Here is a 22,203-nt window from a genome sequence, read left to right on the forward strand (position 1 = left end):
ATGTCTTTATTTGTTCTGTCCTGGTCCAGCCAATCTCTTCATATCGCCTGCCTCGCGCCCGAAAGGGAACGTGGGATAAGACGTTTTCCGCGGCGCTTCAGACGTGATCCCAAAGCGTTTTTCGATATCGCCCATCGTGCTGAACGTTTCGCCACCCCGGTAGGCGGCGCGTACGATGGTGCTGAGCTGGACCTGAGACGCCGAGGGGGTCGCCCGCTCTTCGGGCGGCAGGGGTTTGGACCATTCAGCAAGCCAGCCCCTGGGTACCGCCTGGGGCAGAATATGCTGCTCGCGATAGTCGGCATACCAGTGCGCAAAGCGGGCGAGCTCCCACCGTTTGCCGCGCCGAAAACGTCGCCACTTTTTCGGCTCGTTGGTACGCTCGAAATACGCCTTGGCCTGCGTCATCTCGTCGTTGTATTTTTCCGTCCAGGATTTGTCACTTCGGGCAGAGATGGAGCTGGGACCTTCTTCCATAAAGCAACGTATATATTCCCACTGCGCCAACGCCCCCGGATAGCCGCCTACCCCGCACGAGATCCCGCCGCCGGGCAGCGCATAGCCCGGGCGCTCGGGGTCAGGGGCCAATAGCTCGAACTCCCAGCCAACGCCGGAGATGCCATAGGGCGATAGGTGTTGGCTGACCCCTGCCAGCGCCACCACGTCTTCCCAGGGAACGATGACCGTACGACGCTCGCGTTTGCAAAAGCGCGATACCGTGTCGTAAATGAAAGGGTAAACGAACATTAACGCGACTGTCGTTATATGGATTAGCACAAACCCGATAGGAAAGTGCTCGGTTCTGCCGTAAAACCAGTCATGAATCTCAAAAAGGGCTACGCCCACGCTGAAGGCGGAAAGAAACGAAACCACTGACCACCACACCACATTTTCCGGTGCTGGCATCCAAAAACGCCCCCTGGGCGCCACGACAAACGCCACTTCTCGGCGGTGGCGATTCAAGCGTACCGGCGGCGTCCTTCTAAGAGCGGTGTTCATGAAAGGGATGGCAAAATTACCCATCACCAATAAAATTATATACGAGAGTAAAAATATAAATAAAAATATCGTTATATAGCCCCCCTCCCTCATCGCAGCAACCCATAACCCGAACAGAGACACGAAAATCACAAAAACGCCCCCACCTGTCACACAGGTCCCAGCCATCATGGTTGCTTCCGGGTTGGACCCTGGGCGGAGATCCATCACGGCATCGTCGTGGTACACATCGACTTTCGTTACATCGTGGGCAAGCTCACTACCGGTGGGCAGGGGTAGCGGGCTCAAGCAATACTGCACACTGCCGCCTTGTCGTGCCCACTGGCCCGCGCGCAGCGACGCGGGGCTGGTTGATTTATGTTGTTTCAATCAGGGTCTCCTGAGAATGAGAAGAAGGTTTCCTGAGCCATTGATAGCTCGTCATCACCTTATGGCGGCCTACTACCGGCGAATATTGCGGCGATACTTCTCTTCCTGGATCTGCTTCACCTCAGCTTCACTCATATCCCGCCAGTAGCGAGGGTTGCGGCCCTTGCGCTCATCCACTTCCACCGTTTTAGGGTCGTTGGGTCGATGAATTTCCAGCGCAGGCACATCCGGCAAAGGCTGGGAGACATCCATATAGCGCTGGATAAACTACCACGCGGCAATCATTTCGCCACCCATATTGCCGGGTGGAAATTGCGCATCCAGCTTCTGGCGAACGCCCGTCCCGGGGTGGAAAAGCTGCAGTGAATAGGTCGAACTGCCCTGGGTATCCGGCGAACTCGCGAGGTAGGCATCAAACTCATAGAAAGGGGCCGACACGCGCTCTTCCCAGGCTTTTTTGGGGAGCGCGCGGGGTATTCAGTGTACCAGTGAGCAAAGCGGGCGTGCTCCCACAGCCGCTTGCACCGGAAACAACGCCAGCGGGCAGGGTCGTTGGTGCGCTCGCACTGGGCCATTGCGCCACGCAGGCCGCCCCACTGACGATGATACCTGCCCCTGGCAGTGTGAAACCTGGCCACCAGGATCTTGTGGTAGCGGCACAAAGTTCCAGCGTTGGCATATCTGTCATGAGGCTTGATTCAAGCCAATCGTCAGGTCAGGTTGATTATCAAACAGCATCTTCAACAGAGAGAAAATAACCAGTCCGACCGGCATATAAAGCATAAAACCGAGCCCGCCGAAATAAAGGGAGACGATAAGCCCTCCTATAGTGTAGGGCACCATAAAGACGAACATTGCTTTACCGAATCGCTCTTTCTTCTTCATTAAAGCTGCCAGAAGGCCCTCTTCTTCTGCTCCAATCAGCAGTTCGCTTCCACAGTTTGGGCAAGTGGTCGTTTTGGATTCTAAAAGATTAGTGATCCATTGCGATTCCTCACTGAAGCAGGAAGCACATGAGGGGCACTTAAAATCAATATTTTCGATTAAGACTTTTTCCTGTTGATCACTTACTACTTTTTCACTCACTTCTTTACTCTCCACTACTGGTTTATTGATGTGACATCATTGAACGCGCTGATTGCGGTGTTAGCTTCCATTGCCTCAGGCTGTGAGTGTCGTTTCCTCCCCGTAAACCTCGGCAAAGATAGCTGTAATAGGCCGGTTCGGCTGCTGAGTGTGGCGCTTTTTGACTTCTGCCGAGAGGCGCACAAGCTCATCGCTCGGTTTGACCCACTGCGCTTCGGGCAGTGCCTGTGACCATTCATAGAGACTCGCTGGAAGCGTCTTCTGGCCGGCTTTCTGGATAACGCGTATTTCCCATTCGGCAAGATAAAAAGGAATCGTCCACAAATCGATAATGTGCCACAGGTACCACATGGTGACCGTGAACAGGCCTATTTCGCCCTCGCGGTAGCGGCGGTGCAATCGGTGCCGGGCATTGTGGAAGGTGTGCACGCCCTCGTAGGGCGGATCGCCGGGGCGATGCAGTCCTTGTGGGTCTTGGAGCTCTTCGCGGGTGTTGACCTCGTATTCCATATAAGCCCGCACGGCTTCCCAAAGCCCCAACGCCAAGGGCATGCCCGGCTGTGATAATTCAAGAAAGTGCTGTTGTCCGGTTTCAGGCTCGATAAAGCCTATCCCCAAGCCATACTGACGCTGCACACCGTATTGCGTTACCCCCTGCGCCTGCGTCACCCAGGCCGCCACGCTTTCCCAGGGTACAATGATGGGTGGCTTGCCATCCCCCGGCGCGAAGGCGACCTCGCGGCGTTGGCGATGAAAGCGAGTAGGGACAGCTTCTCGGAACTTATAGTGATAATGAGCTTTAATGAACAAGGCTAATATTAATATCAAGAAACAGATTACTGAAGCCTGAACAAATACTTCGTTAAAAAGCCCGGCAATACCTACGTAAAAAAGCTCGATATCTTTTCCAATAAACCACATTAGCCCTCCCCCAAGCACTGGGATAAGAAAAACCAACATTAAAAAACTAATAAAGGGGCCTCCTAGCGTAAATTGCCAAGTAAAAGGAGTAGGGAGGCTTCCCCCGAAGTCTAGGTAGGCATCGTTTACTTCCCCAATAGCTTGGTTGAAATCCAAAGGGGTTGTTCCCGTAGGTAAGGGAGTCGGTGACAAATAGCTTACATTGCCACCGGGGAAAGACTCGATATCTCCAGCCTGGTGGGGCTGGAGGATATCAGGACGTGGCGTTGGGTTTTGCTTGGCCGACATAGGGGTGCCTTATCAAGTAAAAAGAAGGGGGTCAATGTGTTGCCAAGGGGCTTTCTCACCACGAATAGCAACATCGGATGGCGTGTACTCACCACTGCCGCCTGAGGGTGACACGTAAATATGGTAATCGTTAGCCTGATACTGACCACTACTGTCCAGCACTTCCAGCCGAATGGCAAAAACATTATGGGTAGGGCGCGGTGATATCGAGCTCAGTGGTTCGGGCTGCGGAAGAGAAAACTCAAGTGGCGCCTTATCAACAAGCGCCAAGCTTTCTACAATCTTGTCGGTAGCCGTCACCCAACGTTCAGGCTGGTAATCTCGCCCCCGATTTTCAGGCTGTACCTGGTAACCGCCGATGGAAAGGCGCATCGGCGCCCTTCCGCCAAACGGTGCCGCAAGGTCTCTAAGGCTAATAGGTAAAGAGAGCTTGAAATCAACTGACTCCGGCTTACTAACTTGCCGTCGCCACCAGCTGTCAGCTTCTTCAAAAGTGACACTAATTTTTGGCGCTTTAGCAATCTCCTGTAACTGTGATTGATACGCTTCAAATGGATCATCACTGGCTTTAGAAGCATCTTGGCTCCAGGGGGTAGAGAGCAGCCACTCGTCATGTCGGCTAATACTATAATAATTAGCAAGCCAGCTACCGCCTAGTTCCAATATGCTAAACACCCCCCCAGCGAGATTAAAGCGCCAAAATACTGTTCCCAGACGTGCTCCCGCAGCGGCCCACCCTGTACCTCGAAATACTGCCGAAAACCCTGTTCTTAAAGTGTTAGACAGCCCATAAGCATTGGCACCCAACATACCACCTGCCCCAACCATACTCGTTATAGCAGCACTTTGGGCGTTGTGGTTACCACTACGTATGGCTTCCTGCCATGCAGTATGGCGGCTAGAAACACTTTCGAAAGAAGCATAAACACCAAAAGCATATGTAAAAATCCCCAAGAAAACATGCAACTTCCCAAGAGAAGCACTAATACTTTGTGCTCCAGTGATATCTAATGCTCTTGTAAGGACCTTAGTTCTGGCGCTAAGCGTCGTATCTATAATCCCTTGTGCAGCAAGTAAACCAGCACTACCTGTAGTAACCAAACTTTTTAAAACTGGATTCCAATCACTTTCTTCTCCATTACGATAATTTTCTAGGAATATTTTTGTAGCATTGCATAGCACTGAAAATTGAGCCGCAAACACTAAGAGACCCAGCCCGTCCCCGGCCAGATTTATTTTAGGTGTTGCCGCAACCCCCTCCCGCAGATTGCGGACCAAACCACCAACTTCAGCCTGCTGAGCCGCAGGCAATAGTAATGTCAGGCCAATACGCCCAGGGCTAGCTTTCACAATACGAATGCTGTTTTCGGGAAGCTCTTCTACAGGATTAATGGCGCGAGCAAGGTCGCGCCCAGGCTCCGTTTGAAGCTCATGACGAAGACGCACGAAGTCAGCACGTAGACGTTTAGCCTCAGGAGAGCGGTGCCCAGCAGTTTCCTTGACCCGATCACGGCGTCTGCGAAGAGTGTCAAGCTCCTCATGTAGAGCCAATACATGCTGCATAGTACGTCGGAAAGCCACCAATTCTTCAGGAGAAGACACCACAAAAGTGGCCCCTGTACGCTGAGCGGCATCCAAAATTCTTGCTGGCAGAACCTTGGGCAAGCGCCGGAATAGCTCTTCAATGTCAGGCATCGAATTACGGTCGATGCTCTGATAGAACTCCTCCATAACCTGGGCGATTCCTCGTGATACAGCGGGCGCCAGTGTCTGGTGGGCGCTATCGGCAATAACTTGCGTGTTCTCCGGTAGAGTATCAACTGCTGGCAACTGCCCTGACTCAAGTGCTGTTAACTCACTGCGTAATTCATCTAGCTTAAGTAAAGTGCCGTAGCCAGCGCTAGTGATGCTTGAGTACTGACCGAGATAGTCATTCTGATTAGCAAGCGTTAATGTATGGAATAGTGGCCGATCATAATGTGGCGATGCTTCCAACCAAGCAGCCACCCGTTCCGTCACATCTTCATTGCGGCAGATATCTTTCAAGCAACCATACTGGGCTTTAAAGCCTTCGAGGATTTGCCCCTCATCTTGTGCATCATAATACCAAGCCGCGTTATGGAACCGTGTACTACATAGCATATCAGTGCGATCATTAGAGATATTATCAAGCAGGGCATTCCAGCGCTGTAGCCGGGGACGCTGCTCAGCGAGGAAGGCATCCATGCGATCCCGTTCAATCAGATCGTTAATGCCTCGTTGCCCGATTTTACTGCCTTTTAGCAGAGCCTTGAGCCTCTCGTTGTGCTCCTGCTTCATCGAGTGCAGTGCCTCACGATGACGATCTACAAAGTCTCTTCCAAGGCTTTCACTAAAGCTCTCTTCCACATAGTACCGTCGCACTTCTTCATGTAATCGCTCATTGATTGCTTGGTAATTGGCACGGTTCGCTTCAAGACGTATTTCGTACAAACGATCTTTCAGATCATCAGGCAAGTCCGAATCGGTAGGTTGTGGCAAGCTTCCGGTATTGCTGTCCTGATTAAGGAAGTCTAATAGGTCTTGACGCACTTCACTTTGCCGAGGTTCTTCCATTGCCTCTACTTCATCCAGCATCGCCTGTACGGCAGGATCTTCCGATACAGCGCGCATATCATCTAGCGAAGCTTCTTGTAGCTGGGAGAGCGACTCGATGTAGCAAGCCAGCATGTAATCCCGCTCGGTACGTCCCTCATTTTCGGTGGCCCACTGTTCTATCCAACCTACGACTTTATCTTGGAACTGTGCCAGGTCACGCATCACCCCAATATCGTCGCGCGCAATTAAGCAAAGGCATTCGTCACGATCTTCTACTTCATGTTGCGCGAGCAGTTTACCCAAGCGGGTTTTGTGGTAATAGTGATCATTCTCCCAGTGATAGGCTTCACCTTCTTGCTCGTGCCCACCTTCGGGCATCTCTAGTTCGGCGTCTTCCGCGAACTCGGCCACCCATTCTTCGGCTTGAGCGGTGGTAATCAGATCCTTGCCGCCACCTGTCACGGGGTTGGCGCTGCCAAGGTTGATCGCCTGCATGAAGGCATCGCGATCCTCTTCGCTTTCCTGCACCTGGGCGCGTTTTGCGCTCGTCCACTGGACCTCCGAAAAGCAGACGTAAAGCGTGCGATCGGTCTCGTATTCGAGTTTGCCGTCATTGTGCCCTTTTAAGGTATTCCCTTGATCGCGATACTCGTATTCATGCAGCTCGTTGCTTTCACCATCCAGCACATACAGAAAGCCATTGCGCAGCAGGCGCACCCCTAACGGGCGCGCTGTCAGCGAGTAAGGCATACTTAATTCGGGCTCTAGCTCTTCTACGATGCCGTAGCGCAGCGGAACCAGCCGAATCTTGCCGATAAAGAGCGGGCACGTGGCGGCTTCTTCGCTATCGCGTGAGGAGAGTTCGTTAGCAGCAAATTCGGCATTATCGCGATCATCTGAAGGGCGTTCAAACGCGGACATCGTTAGCTTCCTCTATCGCTGCAGTGGCAGTGTTGGGTGATATGGTGGCGAGGGCTTGCTTCAGTCGCTGCGGGGCTGAATGATGGTTATCGGTTAATACGGGATAAACCGCATGCTGCTCCAACGCTTGCCAGGAGTTAATGTTCAAGCGGCTCATTAGGGTACACACCAGCGCCCACTCTTTAGGTGAGTTAAAGCCGTGATGGCGGGCCTTTTCGACTAATGAGGCGAGCAGCCGAAAACGCGCGATGTCTGAGTCCGCCCATGGCCAGTCGCCATGGTGCTGCTTCACGAATGACATCAGGTAGCGAATGTCGCGCCGCCTATTGCAGGTCTGCAACCGCTGATGCTGCTCCTCGTTCAGTTGATAACCACTCGGCTTAATCGTTAGCGGTGCCGAGGCCGTGGGTTGAGGTGCATGAGACAGCCATGCCCCCTTGACTGTATCCGGAAGGTGGAGCTTTTCTATGGGCCCCCAGGGCGCCACATCTGATGAGCTTCTATCGGGCAGCACGGCGGCGGCCACCGCAGGATCGGCCACTCTTAGCAACATGGGAATTTCCAATGGGTCCAACACGACCGAAAGGAGGCGGTAATGCTTGGCTAGGTCAGCAAGAGAGGCATCACTTTCGATTATATATCCCCCCTCAGCCAACGTTCCTTGAGCAAGAAAATGCTTCAACACCATATCCTGCGGGCCCGATAGCTGAATTAACCATGGCGAGATGTCATTCAAATCTGACAAAGGCGTGCCTGCATAAAGCATCTCTGCATTTAAATTCCCTTCTGACCATGTATATAGCTGCTTTCCGATTTTTTTAACTCTGACGCCATCCATCAGTAGAAAAACATGTCGATTGCGCGGCCATGGCCAGTCGATATTGCCGAGCAATTGGGCAGGTTGATCATTGAGCACCATGACTACTTCGCCTCTTTATCAGCAGAACACAGTGGGCATAACGCGCTTTCCTGTAACAGCGCAGCGTATTGCGTGGCAGGTTTAATATTCATATCCAGCAGTGGCGATTGGCCATCTGCCTCCACCCGATCATGATCCTTTCCGTCCAATACAGGCGGTAATTTGGGGGGCTGCGCCGCCTGCCCGGTCCCATTACCCGGGCTGCCCCCCGCATTCACCTTCACGGTCGGCCCGACGATGGTAATGCCACCGCCATCCAGCTTGATGAAGCTGCCGCCCGCGTTGAGGGTGATCTCGCTGCCCGCTTCCAGCACGACCTTGTGACCGGCCTTGATGTGGAGTTCGCGGCCGCTTTCACTCAGCCAGGCCTGGCCGGCGTTGAGGTGCAGGCTGCCCTGCACGGTGAGGTGCTGATCGCCTTCGCCATGTTCGAAGCGGTCGCCGTGCACCGTGTGATGATCATCGTGATCGACCTCGCTGATGCGGTCGTTTTTAACGTTCAGGAAGCTGTCGTTTTCGATCTCCTCGGTCCGGTCGTTGAGCGTTAAAAGCTCCAGGTCCTTCTGGGCGTGGACCCAGATCTGCTCTTCCCCCGCTTCATCCTCGAAGCGCAGCTCGTTGAAGCCTTCGGCCTTGTGGCTTTGTGTGCGCAGCACCGTGCGGGTCTTGTTCGCCGGTAAATCGTAGGGGGGCTGGTTGACCGCGTGGTAGGTCCTTCCGGTCACCAGCGGCTGGTCCGGGTCGCCTTCCAGAAACGAGACGATCACCTCGTGGCCGATGCGCGGCAGTGCAATGCTGCCGTAGCCGCCGCCGGCCCAGCCCTGGGAGACGCGCACCCAGCAGCTGGCGGTGTCATCCGGCTCGGCGTAGCGGTCCCAGGGGAACTGGACCTTGACCCGGCCGTGCGCGTCGCAGTGAATCTCTTCGCCTTCCGGGCCGACCACGAAGGCCACCTGGGGACCGTCGACGCTTGGCTTGGGATTGGGGGTGGCGCGCCAGGCGGCGTCGCCGGGCATCAGCGTGACCTGGTTGACGTAGCGGGTCATGCCGCCGGTGTCGCTGGCGCTGATGCTGTCCTCTTCCAGCGCCTGGGGCTGCTCGCCGGCGTGGTGCACCGCGACCACCTGCCAGTCCCGGTTGAGGCTCTCGGTGTCGTGATCAACAAGCGTGAAGCGCGCGCCGGGGGCGAACTCGGGCAAATCGCTTTGGGCGCTGGCCGTGGTGGCGTTGCGACGCAGGTGCTCCAGGCGGATGCGGGTGAAGGGCTTGCCGGAGGCGTCTTCCTTGTAGCGGCCGGGGTAGTCAAAGTGTTCGTAGTCGGTCTGCTGGCCGTGCTCGGCGACGTCATCGCCCATGTGATCGTGAAGCTGGGCGTAGGCCGGGTTCTTGAAGCTGTAGTCCTTGAGCTGGGCGCTGGCGGCAGCAACCCGGGCGGTGTGGCTCAGCTTGCGCACGTGGCGGGTGGGGGGCGTGCCGCCGGCGCGGCTGTGGTAGGTGCGCTCGCCCAGGTTGGTGAGTACCTGGGGGTCGTCGGAGAACACCAGCCGGTGGGCGCCGCCTTCGCTGTCCTCGAACTCGTGGAAATAGAACAGGCCCTCCTCGGCGGCGAGGCGCTCGATGAAGGTGAGATCCGTCTCGCGGTACTGCACGCAGTATTCCCGCTCGAGGGGTTCACGGCTGACGGCGAAGGCCACGTCCGTGATGCCGCGCTCGTCCAGCAAGGTGTTGATGATGGTGAGCGGATCGACCTTTTGGAAAATGCGCGAGTTCTGGCGCAGCGAGGTGCGCCAGAGCGCCGGACGCAGCGTTAGCGAGTAGAAGGTGCGCCGATGGCCGCGATCACCCCGGCCGAACTCGCTGATGATGCCGTGGACCCGGCGCAGCGGCTCGCCGTCCTGCCAGACGGTCAGCGTGGCTTCGCGGTCAAGAAGCTCGGAAGCCTCCAGGTCGCCTTCGCGGCTGGCGACGTTCAGGGTCAGCTCGAAGGGCTCGGAGAGCGCCTCGCGGTGGGTGAAGTCGATGACCGCGACGTCATCCACGCCCGCAAGCGTGAGAGTGAATTGAAGCCCTTTTCCTTTTGCCATTACGCTGCTCCTTGCCTCTTAACCCGTCACTAGAGAATGACGAGAATAACGACCTGGGCGACAAGCGCAAACGTATCCGCTACAAGGAGCGAATCACTTACACAAATGTAAGAAATCGCTTACATAATCGAAGTAAACTTGACTAAAAAGGCGTATCCAGAGCGAAGCGCGGCTGGTCGCGTCCTTCGATGAAGACGTGCTCATTGAACATCTCGAGCGGACGCACCCAGAGGCCGTACTCACCGTACAGCGCGCGATAAACGACCAGCTCTTCTTCGCTTTCGCTATGCCGGGCGGTGCCAAGCACCTCGTAAAGTGCGCCTTTATAGTGGCGGTAAATGCCGGGAACGGGGGCGGTCATTCGCTTTCCTTTTCAGTAACGGGGGTGACATCGCTCAGGTGGGCTTTTTTCGCCAAGCGCTCCAGCACTTTGGAAGCCGCCACGAAGCCAAAGGTGCCGGTGACGAAGGTGGCGGCGCCAAAGCCGGAGGCGCAGTCCAGCCGGGTGGCGTCACCGCTGCCGGGCTTTTGTAGGCACACTTCGCCGTCCGCGCTTGGGTAGACCAGCTGCTCGTCGGAGTAGACGCACTCGACCGAGAAACGCCGCTTGGGGTTGCGCGAGAAGTTGTAGTCCCGGCGCAGGCGCGAGCGCACTTTCGAAAGCAGCGGGTCGTGTTCGGTGCGGGTGAGATCCGCTACCTGAATGCGCGTGGGGTCGGTTTGCCCGCCGGCCGCGCCGGTTACGGTGATGGGAAGCTTGCGCCGCTTGCACCAGGCGATCAGCGCGGCCTTGGCGATCACGCTGTCAATGGCGTCGACCACGTGGTCGGCATCATCAGGAATGCGCTTGGCCAGGTTCGTCGGGGTCACAAACGCGGTATCGGCGATGATGTCGATGTCGGGGTTGATCAAGCGACAGCGCTCGGCCAGCACCGCGACCTTGGGCTGGCCGATGGTACCCTCGAGGGCGTGAAGCTGGCGGTTGACGTTGGAGACGCAGACGTCGTCCAGGTCGATCAGCGTGAGCTTGCCAACTCCTGAGCGCGCCAGCGCCTCGACCGTCCAGCTGCCCACCCCGCCCACGCCGACCACCACCACGTGGGCGTGGCGAAAGGCATTGGCTGCGCGCTGGCCGTAAAGGCGGCGAATGCCGCCAAAGCGGAAGTCGTAGTCGGTCGACATGGCAAACTCTCTATCAATGTTCGGTTAGCGCGAATGTTGGGTTAACGTGCCGGGGTCGCGTCGGTATCCGGTGTTAGCGCCTCAAGACGGACGCCATCCAGCGGCAGGTGCCCGGCCCAACCCAACTGCTCGAAAAGCGCGGTCATCACCGGGTCCAACGCGCCGCTTACGCTCAAGCGGGCCGACTGAAACGGGTGGTCGAACGCCAGGTGGCTGGCCGCCAGCAATAGCCGCGGGGCGCCAAGCTGCTCGGCGAAAAAGCGATTGTGTACGCTTTTACCGTGTTTGGCATCGCCAATGATGGGGTAACCGCGGCGGGAAAGGTGGCGGCGTATTTGATGGCGCCGCCCGGTCAGCGGGCGCGCCTCGACCAGCGAGTAGCGCGCCACCGGGTAGCGGTCGACCTGCACCGGCAGTTCCACGCTGTCCAGCCGTGTGATATCGGTACGCGCGGCCAGGGCGGGCATTTCCGCCTTGGGGCGGGTGCCGTCCTCTTCGCGCAGCGGGTAGTCGAGGGTCTCGGCGTCCGGGGCCTTGCCGCGCACCACCGCCAGGTAGCGTTTTTCCACCACGCGCTCGTTGAACGCCTGGCTTAGCTTGCTCGCGGCCTCGGAAGAGAGCGCCATGACCATCACCCCGGAGGTCGGCCGGTCCAGCCGGTGAACCGGATAGACCCGCTGGCCCAGCTGGTCGCGCAGCATTTGCAACAAGAAGGTGGTTTCTCCCCGGGCGAGTTTGGAGCGGTGCACCAAAAGCCCGGCGGGCTTGTGCAGCGCCACCAGGTGCTCGTCCTGATAAAGAATGCGTAACGCCGCCATGGCCTTCCCCGCAAAAAAAGTGGCGCTATTGTCGCGGCTTCGCCGGCGGTTGTCACCCGGCCAGGATAATAACCCCCGGCCACGTTGGCGCCACCGGCGCCAAGCAGCTACCTTGTAAAGGCACCCTTCGGGGCTTCCATGGAACAGGAAAGGAGAAACCACATGCGTTTAGCAACCCCTCTTACCGGTATTGCAGCGGCCCTTCTACTAGCAGGCGCTGCCCATGCCCAAACCAGCGATTCGCTGGAAGTGAACATGCACGAAGTCACCGCCGACGGCGTAGAAGAAGCGCTGGGCACCGTGACTATCGAAGAAAGCTCGGAGTTCGGCGGCGTGCTGCTGACGCCCTCCATTACCGACCTGGAGCCCGGCATTTACGGCTTCCACCTGCACCAGAACCCGAGCTGCGAACCCGCCGAGGATGACGACGGCGAGATGACCGCCGCCCAGGCAGCCGGTGGTCACTATGACCCGGAAGAAACCGACACCCACCAGGGCCCCTACGGCGAAGGCCACCTGGGCGACCTTCCGGTCCTCACGGTGAACGAAGACGGCGAAGCGAACCTTCCGGTACTCGCGCCGCGCTTAAGCATGGACGACATGACCGACCGCGCCTTGATCATTCATGAAGGTGGCGACACCTACGAAGACGAGCCGCATCTGGGCGGCGGTGGTGCCCGCATGCTGTGTGGCGTTACCCCCGCGTCCTGATCCCCGCACTCGTGTGAATCGAAAACGGGCAGCCCATGGCTGCCCGTTTTGCGTTATAAAGCCCCGTGGCCCGGCAAGGGAAACTAAAGTCGTAGAGCGAATCCCGCCGCGAACAGATACATTCGCAGGCTTGGGCAGGCCAGCCGTGCCTAACGCCTGCTGCCCCGCCCGTTCCCCCTTGCCACCGACCACCACCGGGTGCCCCCAATGATCACCTTCATCGCCTCGATACTGCTGCTAATAGTAGGGTACTTTACCTACGGCAAGTTCGTTGACCGCGTGTTCGTCGCCGACCGAAAGCGTCCAACACCGGCTTTTAGCATGCGCGACAACATCGACTACGTGCCGATGAACACCACGCGTAACTCACTCATTCAGCTTCTTAACATTGCGGGTGTGGGACCTATTTTCGGGCCGATTCTGGGCGCGCTTTACGGCCCCGTGGCTTTTGTGTGGATCGTGATCGGCTGCATTTTTGCCGGTGCGGTGCACGACTACCTGACCGGCATGATCTCGATTCGTAACCACGGCGCCCACCTGCCGCAACTGGCGGGCAAGTTTTTGGGCAAGGCGATGAAACACGTGGTCAACGGCTTCGCGCTGTTGCTGCTGTTACTGGTGGGCACGGTATTCGTGACCTCCCCCGCGACGCTTTTGGCGAACATGACCTCGCTTTCGCTGGTGGGCATTACGCTTGCGATTTTTGCCTACTACCTGATCGCCACGCTGTTGCCGATCGATAAGGTCATTGGCCGGGTATACCCTTACTTTGGCGCGCTGTTGCTCTTTAGCGCCGCGGGTATTGGCATTGGTTTGATCGTGACCGGGGCGCCGATTCCGGAGCTTTCGTTTGCCAACATGCACCCGGAAGGCGCGCCGATCTTCCCGCTGCTGTTTTTGACGATCTCCTGCGGCGCGCTTTCCGGCTTTCACGCCACGCAAACGCCGATCATCTCGCGCACCACGGAGAACGAATCCAACGGGCGGCGTATCTTCTACGGCATGATGATTACCGAAGGCGTGATTGCGATGATCTGGGCCGCCGCCGCCATGAGCCTATTCTACGGCGACCAGACGCTGTCTGACGTACTCGCCGCCGGTGGCCCTGCCGCCGTGGTGAGCGAAGTCTCGACCACGATGCTGGGCGCCGTGGGCGGTACGCTGGCCATTCTGGGCGTTATCGTGCTACCGATCACCTCCGGTGACACCGCGTTTCGCAGTGCGCGCATGATCATTGCCGACTACCTGAAAATCGCCCAGAAACCGATCGCCAAGCGCATCATGATCGCCCTGCCGCTGTTCGTGATCTCCTACGCGCTAACCCACATGGACTTCACGCTGCTATGGCGCTACTTCTCCTGGGCCAACCAGACCACCGCGGTGATCGCCCTGTGGGTGGGCACCATGTATCTGGTGTTGTCACGCAAGCCCTACCTGATCACGGCGATTCCTGCGGTCTTCATGACCATGGCGACCTTTACCTACCTGGCCTTCGCGCCGATCGGGTTCGGCCTTCCGCTGCAGATGAGCTACGTAGTGGCCGCACTTGGCACGCTGGTGTGCATCGCGCTGTTCATGAAGCGCGTACGCCGCCTGAGCCGGGCGACCTTCTCCGTGGACGAGCCGGTCGCGGCGTTCGAAGGATCTGACGCCTTCGCAGCACAGAACCGCTAACCTCCTCTCCCAGCTTGAGATCCAGCTCCAGCCCGCTCGACGGTTAATACCGCCGGGCGGTTTTTTTAAAGCACTTTTAAAGAATACTTTTTAAAAGTACTTTTAGTGTCGTGCTCTCATCGCCAAGCCAGACTTCACGACATCGTCTAAAGCATCAAAAGTAATTAACCTGTATTAACTTATTAACATAAAAACAGCCAACTTAATTTAGACTAAAAGAGCAGCGCATTGATAGTTATAGACAATATTGAAACCAACTAACATTACTTAAAGACACCTAAACGCATAACATAAATCAAACTATAAAAATTATAAATATTTGATTTAAATTAAAAACCAACTACTCAAACAATAATAGCGATTAATACTCGAATATCTCTTCTTATGTGCCAGGCTGTGAAAGGCAGGAAGCACTACATTTTGACGAAACGTAAAAGCCAATTACTCCACACTCGTTGTTCAATAGTAAACGTTCATTTTTATTGAACAATTTTTTACTGAACAAAGCGTTGCCGGAGTAATGACCAAGGAACCCCTTGGCAAACGACTAAGGAGAGTAATCATGTTTCATCATTCATCCAAACTTCAGTACCCGGTCAAGGTCGACAAGCCCAACCCCCAGTTCGCCATGCTACTGCAACAGGCGATTGGTGGTATCGAGGGCGAAATTCGCGTGGCCATGCAGTATTTCTTCCAGGCGATGGGCGCCCGCGGCGATGACCGTATTCGTGACATACTAATGTCGACCGCCACCGAAGAACTATCGCACATCGAGATGCTGGGCCATGCCGTTGCGCTCAATCTGGAAGGCGCGCCGGTTTCCTATCAGGAAGAAACCGCCAAGGACCCGGTGATGAACGCCATCCTGGGCGGTGCAAACCCGCGCCACCTGCTGTCATCGGGCCTTTCTGCCATGCCGGTCAACGCCAACGGCGTGCCTTTTGATATGAGCCACGTGTACGCCACCGGCAATATCGGCGCGGACATGATGGCCAACGTGGCGGCGGAATCCGGCGGGCGCGTTCTGGCCACGCGTCTTTATAACTGGACCGACGATCACGGCATGAAGGACTTCCTGTCGTTTTTGATCGCCCGGGATACCTATCACCAGCAGCAGTGGCTGGCCATCATCGAGGAGCTGGGTGGAATGGAAGCGCAGTTACCGATTCCCAACTCGACGCCGGAAGAGCATGAGGCGACCGAGCACTCCTACTACTACCTGAACACCTTGCTGGATAAAGACGCACCGAAAGGCCGCTGGGGCGAAGGACCTTCGCTTGACGGGCGCAGCCAGTACTCGATCAAGAATACGCCGGAGCCGCTGGGTCAAGAGCCAAGCCTGGGGGGCGCCAAACCCAACTCTGGGGCGCAAACCGAGCAGGTCGACCCGTCCAAATAAAGGGTCGTCCATAAAAAAACCCCGAACCTGGTTCGGGGTTTTTTTGGGCTAAACGAAGGCTTATTCGTTTTCGCCGGCCATTTGCATCTGGCGCAGCATGTAATTCTGGACACCGACTTTATCGATCAGGCTGAGCTCGGTTTCGATGTGGTCGATGTGCTCTTCTTCATCGGCCAGCAAATCGCGCAGCATGTCGCGGGTCACGTAGTCTTTCACGCTTTCGCAGTAGGTGATGGCTTCGATGTAGTCGTTACGGCCGTCGTGTTCGATCTTGAGATCGCACTCGAGCATTTCCTTGACGTTTTCACCGATATGCAGCTTGCCCAGGTCCTGCAGGTTGGGCAGCCCTTCCAAAAACAGGATGCGCTCGATGATCTTGTCAGCGTGCTGCATCTCTTCGATGGATTCGTCGTATTCCCACTTGGCCAGCGCCTTTAGGCCCCAGTCCTTGTACATTTTGGCGTGCAAAAAGTACTGGTTGATCGCAACGAGTTCGTTACCCAGTGCGATATTGAGATGTTGAATAACCTTGGGATCGCCTTTCATATATCACCTTCTTTGTGCGTGCGCTCTTTTTGTCGTAAAAGGTTTTTCGGACAATCAAGCAGTTACGTCATTAAAGGAGCAGCGGCCCACAAGGCATACTCCCGGATGACTGAGAGTATAAAGGAGCAAGCTAAAAATTCAAACAAATCAGTTATTTGCTAAAAGTAACTTAAACAATAGTGATTCGCGTCATACGGCGTAAGCGAGACCCATATCGGCTTGCTGGCGCTCGTCGTAAATCGCTTCACGGGTAATGGATTTGGCAAGGCAGGCACACTTGCCACACTGGGTCGCGCAGCCGGTGGCTTCGCGCACGTCGCGAAAGCTACGCGCGCCGTCGCTCACCTGCTGACGGATTTGATGGTCGGTCACACCCTTGCACATGCACACGTACATGACATCACCTCATAAAATGCATAAACCGAATGTAAATGATTCGCATACATCTTATCAAGTAAAAATCAGTCGCTTTTGTTAAGCGTTTTTAGTTACCTCGCGTTTTATAAAACCAATACAGTACGTTAGCGCTCAGGCCAAGGATTGAAAAAATCGCACAAAAAAGCCGGGCCACTTTTGGGTACCCGGCTTTTCACATCTTTTAAGCGGTTAGCCGTTTCGGTGCAGGAAGTAGCCCCCGACGACGGCACACGCCAACGTAGGCACCAGCACCGCCCATACCGGCGAGAAACCAAAGATACTGGAAGCCGGCGCCAGCAGATCCTGCACGTACTTGAAAACGAGCCCGGTGACGACCCCGTAGAAAACCCGGGTGCCGGCGGCTACGGTGCGCAGGGGCCCGAAAACGAACGAGGCGGCAATGAGGACCAGCGAGGCCATGGTCAGCGGCATCAGCACCTTCTGCCAGAAGTAGAGCAAGGGCTGCTCGGCGCTAAGCCCTTGGCTTTGCAGGAAGTTAGCATAGGCCCACAGCTCGCTGGGCGCCTGGCTTTCGATATCGCGTAAAAGCCGCTCCAGCTGGGTGGGGGTTAGCGCGGTTTCCCACATCGCCTGGGGCACGTACTCGGACTCGGTGTGGTCGTCATAAATGCGCGTGGTGTTCACGGCCTCCAACTGCCACACGCCCTCTTCCCAGTAAGCGCGCTCAGCACGGGTCGCTTCGACCAGGCGGCGCTCTTCGAAACGGTAGCGCGTCAAATCGAGCACCACGTTGTCGGCGCGAATGGCGCCAAAACGATAGACGCTGTCGCCCTCGAACTGCCAGCCGCTGCGGCTTGTGAGCATGGTGCCTTCCCCCTGGCGCTGCTCCAGCCGCCAGGCTTCGGCGAACTGCTCGGTTCGGGGGCTGACGAACTCCGCCACCAGCAGCACCACCGCTACCACCAAAAGCACCGGCTTCATCACCCCCCAGACGATACGCGCAAGTGAGCGCCCGGCCGCGCGCATCACGGTCAGCTCGTTGCTGGAGGCCATGGTGCCCAGGCCGATCAGTGCGCCGATCAGCACCGCCACCGGGGCGTATTGATAAAACCGCCAGGGCAGGCGCATGCCAAGATACAAAAGCACGTCTAGTGCCGAGTAATTCCCCTGGGTGTCGCCCAGGTCGCCAATGTAGGCCAGGGTTATATCCAGGCCCAGCAGCACGATCTGTACGATGACGATAGCGCCCAGTATGTTGCGGGCGATGTAGCGGTCCAAACGATCCGCCGGCATTAAAACACTGAGCATTAGCGCATTCCTTTACGTTGCGAGCGCCAGATCAGCAGACACCCGAGCCCCAAAAAGAGCCCATGCACCGGCCACACCCCCACCGTGGTGGCGAGGGTGCCGCTGCCGATGGCATCCACGGCGGCCAACAGCAGGCTTAAATAGGCGACGTACAAAAAGACCGCCGGCAAGAGCTTGGCGAACCGCCCCTGGCGCGGGTTGACCTGGGAAAGCGGCTGGGCCAGCAGCGCCAGCACGAACACCATCAGCGGAAGCCCGGCCCGCCACTGAAACTGCGCCTGGGCGCGCGGCCCGGGCTCGCGCCATAGATCCGCCGTGGTGGCGTATTCCAGCGAATCGAGCTCCTGGCGTTCACGGCTGAGCCCCAAACGCAGCGTGTAGCGATCGAACACCAGCCGTTCGGCGGCCTGGCGCCCGGGGGTGACGCCGTAGCGTTCGCCCTCCTCCAGCACCAGAAAGCGGCTGCCGGTCTCCATTCGGGTCTCCTGGTGGCCCGCGCGCGCCCGGGTGATGTAGCTGTGCGGGCTGTCGCTATCCGGGTTGGCCTGCTCGTGCACCAGCACCTCCTGCATTTCGGTGCCGTCGCTATTGAAATCGCTGATATACGCCGTGCGCCCGCCGCCAAAGGACTGAAAGCGCCCGGGGGCGAGCACCGAGACATCCAAACGGCTGCGCTGCTCCTCGATGGTGGCGTCGGTTAAAAGCGCCCCGGCCGGGGTGAGCCACAGGCTGCAAAGCCCTACCAGCACGGCCACGACCGAGGCCGGCAGCAGCGTTACCCGCAAAAGGCGCGTGGGGCTCATGCCGCAGGCGACCATCACGGTGATTTCGCTATTCATATAGAGCTGGCCGTAGGCGAGCAGAATGCCGAGAAAAAATGCCAGCGGCAGAATCAGCTCCATGAACCCGGGCAGGTGATAAAACATCAAACTGCCCAGAATGGTGACGGGAAAATCGCCCTCGGCGGCATCGGCGAAGTAGCGAATGAAGCGGCTACCCATGATGACCAGCAACAAAATGCCGGCCACCGCCGACATGGTGAGTAACACTTCACGAGTCAAGTACCGAAATAAAATCAACGCGCTCTCCGGCTAAGCCTGCAGGTGACCATGCAATGCGTTCATGGCTTGGGTACACTAATACAACGTACGATCGCGGTATTATCGCGAATCACTTGATGCTTGTCTTGTTGGAGACGTCATGGAATTTTCCGTTCAGACGGCCAATCCCGCCAAATCCGAAACGGCGTGCCTTGTTCTGCCCGTCTATAAAGATAGCGAGTTGCTGCCCGCGGTGGCGAAATTGGACGACGCGAGCGAGCGGCTGATCGGTCAACTACTCGAGCGCGGCGATTTCGACGCAGCCTTGGGCAACGTTCAGCTGATCCCCTTCGCCCCCGGGCTTGGCGCGCAGCGGCTTCTGCTGGTCGGCCTTGGCGAGCGCGAAAAGTGCCAGGAAGCGGCCGTTATCAAGGCGATGGAGGCCGCCATGACCGCGGTGGTGAAACTGCCCATCGACGAAGCCAGCACCGCCTTCACCGATATTTTGCTGGAAGGGCGCGACACCGCCTGGAAGGCGCGCAAGACCCTGGAGGCTGCCGAGCGCGCGCTCTACCGTTTCGACCAGTTCAAATCCGCTCCGCCCCCCACGCCTACGCTTGCCAAACTGCACCTGATCGTCAGTGAAAGCAGCGAGGTGCAAAACGCCCAGTACGGCGCCAAAATCGGCTGTGCGATCGGCCAGGGCGTCAATTTTACGCGTACGTTGGCCAACCTGCCCGGCAACGTTTGCACCCCGCGCTACCTGGCCGAACAGGCACAAAAGCTGGGTAAGGAGTCGCGCGGCGCCCTCGCCGTGGAAATTCTGGACGAAGAGGCGCTCGAAGCGCTGGGCGCGGGCTCGCTTTTATCGGTCGGGCGCGGCAGCGTCGAGCCTTCACGGCTGATCGTCATGAAGTACCAGGGCGCCGACGACCCGGATGAAGCCCCCCACGTACTGATCGGCAAGGGTATCACCTTCGATACCGGCGGTATCTCGCTCAAGCCCGGCGACGGCATGGACGAGATGAAGTTCGACATGGGCGGCGCGGCCGGCGTGTTCGGCACGGTCAAGGCGGTGCTCGAGATCAAACCCAGGCTCAACGCGGTGTTCATCGTGGCCGCCGCCGAGAACATGCCCGACGGCGCAGCGACCAAGCCTGGTGACATCATCAAGACCCTCAAGGGTTTGACCGTCGAAGTACTCAACACCGACGCCGAGGGCCGGCTGGTACTGTGCGATGCGCTCACCTACGCCGAGCGCTTCACCCCAGCAAGCGTCATCGATATCGCCACGCTTACCGGTGCAGTCATCGTCGGCCTTGGCCACCACGCCACCGGGCTTTTGTCCAACGACGACGACCTGGCCCTCGACGTACTGGAAGCCGGTGAAACCGCCTGGGATCGTACCTGGCAGCTGCCGCTTTGGGACGAATACCAAGAGCAGCTGGACTCCAACTTCGCGGATCTTGCCAATATCGGCGGGCGCCCTGCGGGTACGATCACTGCGGCGTGCTTTCTGTCACGCTTTGCCGATCATTTCCCCTGGGCGCACCTGGACATCGCCGGCACGGCCTGGCACTCGGGTAAGCAAAAAGGCGCTACCGGCCGCCCGGTGGGGCTTTTGACCCAGTATTTGCTGGACCGCGAAACCGACGCCCAGGTCGATACCGAGACAAAATAAGCGCTTATGGCGCGTAACGGTTGCCTTTCACCGCCACAACCGTTAAACCTGAAACATCAAGGCGCCCAGCCGACCGGGCGCCTTCCCCATTTTTGATGCTTACCCCCGCGGGGGTGCTTTGCGGAGACGATACGCCGTGCCCACTGCAAGTTCAGCAACTCGTTTTGAAATTCTGCCCTCCAATCAGGCAACGCCGGACAACCTTCGCGAAAGCGTGCTGGCAAACCCAGGCTTTGGCAAACACTTCACCGACCACATGGCGCACGTGCGTTGGACGGTCGACGCCGATTGGCACGGCCACCAGGTGCGCCCCTACGGGCCGCTGACCCTGGACCCGGCCGCCGCGGTGCTGCACTACGGCCAGGAAATCTTCGAGGGCATCAAGGCCTACCGCCACGCGGACGGCTCGGTCTGGACCTTCCGCCCGGAGAAAAACGCCGAGCGCCTGCGCCGTAGCGCCCGCCGCCTGGCACTCCCCGAGCTTTCCGATGAGGACTTTTTGGGCTCGATCAAAGCCTTGCTGGCCCAGGACCACACCTGGGTGCCCACCCCGCAAAGCGATGCCGACGAGTGCAGCTTGTACCTGCGCCCGTTCATGATCGCCTCAGAGGCCTTCCTCGGCGTTCGCCCGGCCCACGAAGTGGACTACTACGTGATCGCCTCCCCCGCGGCCTCCTACTTCAAAGGCGGCGTGAACCCGGTCTCGATCTGGCTTTCGTCCACCTACAAGCGCGCCGCCGCTGGCGGCACCGGCTTTGCCAAGTGTGGCGGCAACTACGCGGCTTCACTCGCCGCGCAGAAAGAGGCCGAAGGCCACGGCTGCGGCCAGGTCGCGTTTTTGGACGCGGCGGAGAACAAGTGGATCGAAGAGCTCGGGGGCATGAACCTGTTCTTCGTGTTCAAGGATGGCCGCCTGGTCACCCCGCGCCTGACCGATACGATTCTCGAAGGCGTGACGCGCAACTCGGTACTCACGCTTGCCAAAGACATGGGCCTGACCCCGGAAGAGCGCCCGATCAGCATCGACGAATGGCGCGAAGGTGCCGAGTCCGGTGAGATCACCGAGGTCTTCGCCTGCGGCACCGCCGCGGTGATTACCCCGGTGGGCGAGCTGGTCACCGAGCACGAGCGGATTCGCCTGAACGGCGACGGTGGCAATGAAGTGGCCATGCGCATTCGCAAAACCCTCCTCGACATTCAGTACGGGCGCAGCGACGACACCCACGGTTGGCTGACCCAGCTGGTGTAACCCCTCCCGCCGCCGCCTCGTGCGGCGGCGACCTTTCAGGCCTTCAGACGTTT

General features: G+C 57.7%; 20 protein-coding genes. 5 read left to right on the top strand and 15 right to left on the bottom strand.

Features of this window, described 5'->3' with window-relative positions:
- Positions 1-6 precede the first annotated feature (6 nt).
- From ACWHRL_RS14325 to ACWHRL_RS14375, 11 genes are all read right to left on the bottom strand, one after another.
- On the bottom strand, positions 7-1,368 hold the full coding sequence (locus tag ACWHRL_RS14325; RefSeq protein ID WP_447894195.1) for a hypothetical protein: 1,362 nt from the start codon (positions 1,366-1,368) through the stop codon (positions 7-9).
- Positions 1,369-1,440: 72 nt separating this feature from the next.
- Positions 1,441-1,620 (bottom strand): hypothetical protein, encoded by a 180-nt coding sequence (locus ACWHRL_RS14330; protein WP_447894196.1) that lies wholly within the window; start codon positions 1,618-1,620, stop codon positions 1,441-1,443.
- Between the two features lie 15 nt (positions 1,621-1,635).
- Entirely contained in the window at positions 1,636-1,806 is a 171-nt protein-coding gene (locus ACWHRL_RS14335) for a hypothetical protein (RefSeq protein WP_447894197.1), read from the bottom strand.
- Positions 1,807-2,052: 246 nt separating this feature from the next.
- The gene (locus tag ACWHRL_RS14340; protein ID WP_447894198.1) at positions 2,053-2,454 is read right to left on the bottom strand and encodes a hypothetical protein; all 402 of its coding nucleotides are present in this window, start codon (positions 2,452-2,454) and stop codon (positions 2,053-2,055) included.
- A 75-nt stretch (positions 2,455-2,529) separates the two neighbouring features.
- Positions 2,530-3,663: a hypothetical protein gene (locus ACWHRL_RS14345; RefSeq protein WP_447894199.1), complete on the bottom strand. Its 1,134-nt coding sequence runs from the start codon at positions 3,661-3,663 to the stop codon at positions 2,530-2,532.
- Positions 3,664-3,675: 12 nt separating this feature from the next.
- Complete coding sequence (locus ACWHRL_RS14350; RefSeq protein WP_447894200.1) at positions 3,676-7,161, bottom strand: toxin VasX; 3,486 nt, start codon at positions 7,159-7,161, stop codon at positions 3,676-3,678.
- A complete protein-coding gene (locus ACWHRL_RS14355; protein ID WP_447894201.1) occupies positions 7,148-8,080 on the bottom strand; it encodes a DUF4123 domain-containing protein in 933 nt (310 codons plus the stop codon). Before ACWHRL_RS14355 ends, ACWHRL_RS14350 begins: the two co-directional genes overlap by 14 nt.
- 2 nt (positions 8,081-8,082) lie before the next feature.
- Positions 8,083-10,164 carry a type VI secretion system Vgr family protein gene (locus ACWHRL_RS14360; protein WP_447894202.1) on the bottom strand — a complete coding sequence of 694 codons (2,082 nt, stop codon included), beginning with the start codon at positions 10,162-10,164 and terminating at the stop codon, positions 8,083-8,085.
- Positions 10,165-10,306: 142 nt separating this feature from the next.
- Positions 10,307-10,525 (bottom strand): DUF1653 domain-containing protein, encoded by a 219-nt coding sequence (locus tag ACWHRL_RS14365; protein WP_447894203.1) that lies wholly within the window; start codon positions 10,523-10,525, stop codon positions 10,307-10,309.
- A complete protein-coding gene (gene tcdA, locus ACWHRL_RS14370; RefSeq protein ID WP_447894204.1) occupies positions 10,522-11,346 on the bottom strand; it encodes a tRNA cyclic N6-threonylcarbamoyladenosine(37) synthase TcdA in 825 nt (274 codons plus the stop codon). Before tcdA ends, ACWHRL_RS14365 begins: the two co-directional genes overlap by 4 nt.
- Before the next feature lie 41 nt (positions 11,347-11,387).
- Entirely contained in the window at positions 11,388-12,164 is a 777-nt protein-coding gene (locus ACWHRL_RS14375) for a pseudouridine synthase (protein WP_447894205.1), read from the bottom strand.
- Between the two features lie 162 nt (positions 12,165-12,326).
- On the opposite strand from ACWHRL_RS14375, the gene sodC reads away from it, so the two are divergent.
- The 3 genes from sodC (at position 12,327) to ACWHRL_RS14390 (ending at position 15,948) form a co-directional block, all read left to right on the top strand.
- Entirely contained in the window at positions 12,327-12,875 is a 549-nt protein-coding gene (sodC, locus tag ACWHRL_RS14380; RefSeq protein ID WP_447894206.1) for a superoxide dismutase [Cu-Zn] SodC, read from the top strand.
- Positions 12,876-13,082: 207 nt separating this feature from the next.
- Entirely contained in the window at positions 13,083-14,549 is a 1,467-nt protein-coding gene (locus ACWHRL_RS14385; RefSeq protein WP_447894207.1) for a carbon starvation CstA family protein, read from the top strand.
- Positions 14,550-15,111: 562 nt separating this feature from the next.
- Complete coding sequence (locus tag ACWHRL_RS14390) at positions 15,112-15,948, top strand: manganese catalase family protein (RefSeq protein WP_447894208.1); 837 nt, start codon at positions 15,112-15,114, stop codon at positions 15,946-15,948.
- Positions 15,949-16,008: 60 nt separating this feature from the next.
- Here the strand turns inward: ACWHRL_RS14390 and bfr are convergent, their stop codons facing one another.
- The 4 genes from bfr to lptF all read right to left on the bottom strand — a co-directional run bounded on the left by bfr (position 16,009) and on the right by lptF (position 19,259).
- Positions 16,009-16,494, bottom strand: a complete 486-nt coding sequence (bfr, locus tag ACWHRL_RS14395) for a bacterioferritin (RefSeq protein ID WP_447529779.1) — start codon at positions 16,492-16,494, stop codon at positions 16,009-16,011.
- Positions 16,495-16,683: 189 nt separating this feature from the next.
- Positions 16,684-16,890 carry a bacterioferritin-associated ferredoxin gene (locus tag ACWHRL_RS14400; RefSeq protein WP_447529780.1) on the bottom strand — a complete coding sequence of 69 codons (207 nt, stop codon included), beginning with the start codon at positions 16,888-16,890 and terminating at the stop codon, positions 16,684-16,686.
- Between the two features lie 210 nt (positions 16,891-17,100).
- The gene (gene lptG, locus ACWHRL_RS14405; protein WP_447896184.1) at positions 17,101-18,165 is read right to left on the bottom strand and encodes an LPS export ABC transporter permease LptG; all 1,065 of its coding nucleotides are present in this window, start codon (positions 18,163-18,165) and stop codon (positions 17,101-17,103) included.
- A gap of 14 nt (positions 18,166-18,179) precedes the next feature.
- Positions 18,180-19,259 (bottom strand): LPS export ABC transporter permease LptF, encoded by a 1,080-nt coding sequence (gene lptF / locus ACWHRL_RS14410; protein ID WP_447529782.1) that lies wholly within the window; start codon positions 19,257-19,259, stop codon positions 18,180-18,182.
- 121 nt (positions 19,260-19,380) lie between these two features.
- Between lptF and ACWHRL_RS14415 the strand changes: the two genes are divergently transcribed.
- Together ACWHRL_RS14415 and ACWHRL_RS14420 are read left to right on the top strand one after the other, a co-directional pair.
- Entirely contained in the window at positions 19,381-20,901 is a 1,521-nt protein-coding gene (locus tag ACWHRL_RS14415) for a leucyl aminopeptidase (protein WP_447894209.1), read from the top strand.
- A 136-nt stretch (positions 20,902-21,037) separates the two neighbouring features.
- Entirely contained in the window at positions 21,038-22,150 is a 1,113-nt protein-coding gene (locus ACWHRL_RS14420; RefSeq protein WP_447894210.1) for a branched-chain amino acid aminotransferase, read from the top strand.
- The last annotated feature ends 53 nt before the right edge of the window (positions 22,151-22,203 follow it).

This window comes from Vreelandella sp. GE22 (genome assembly GCF_968212445.1).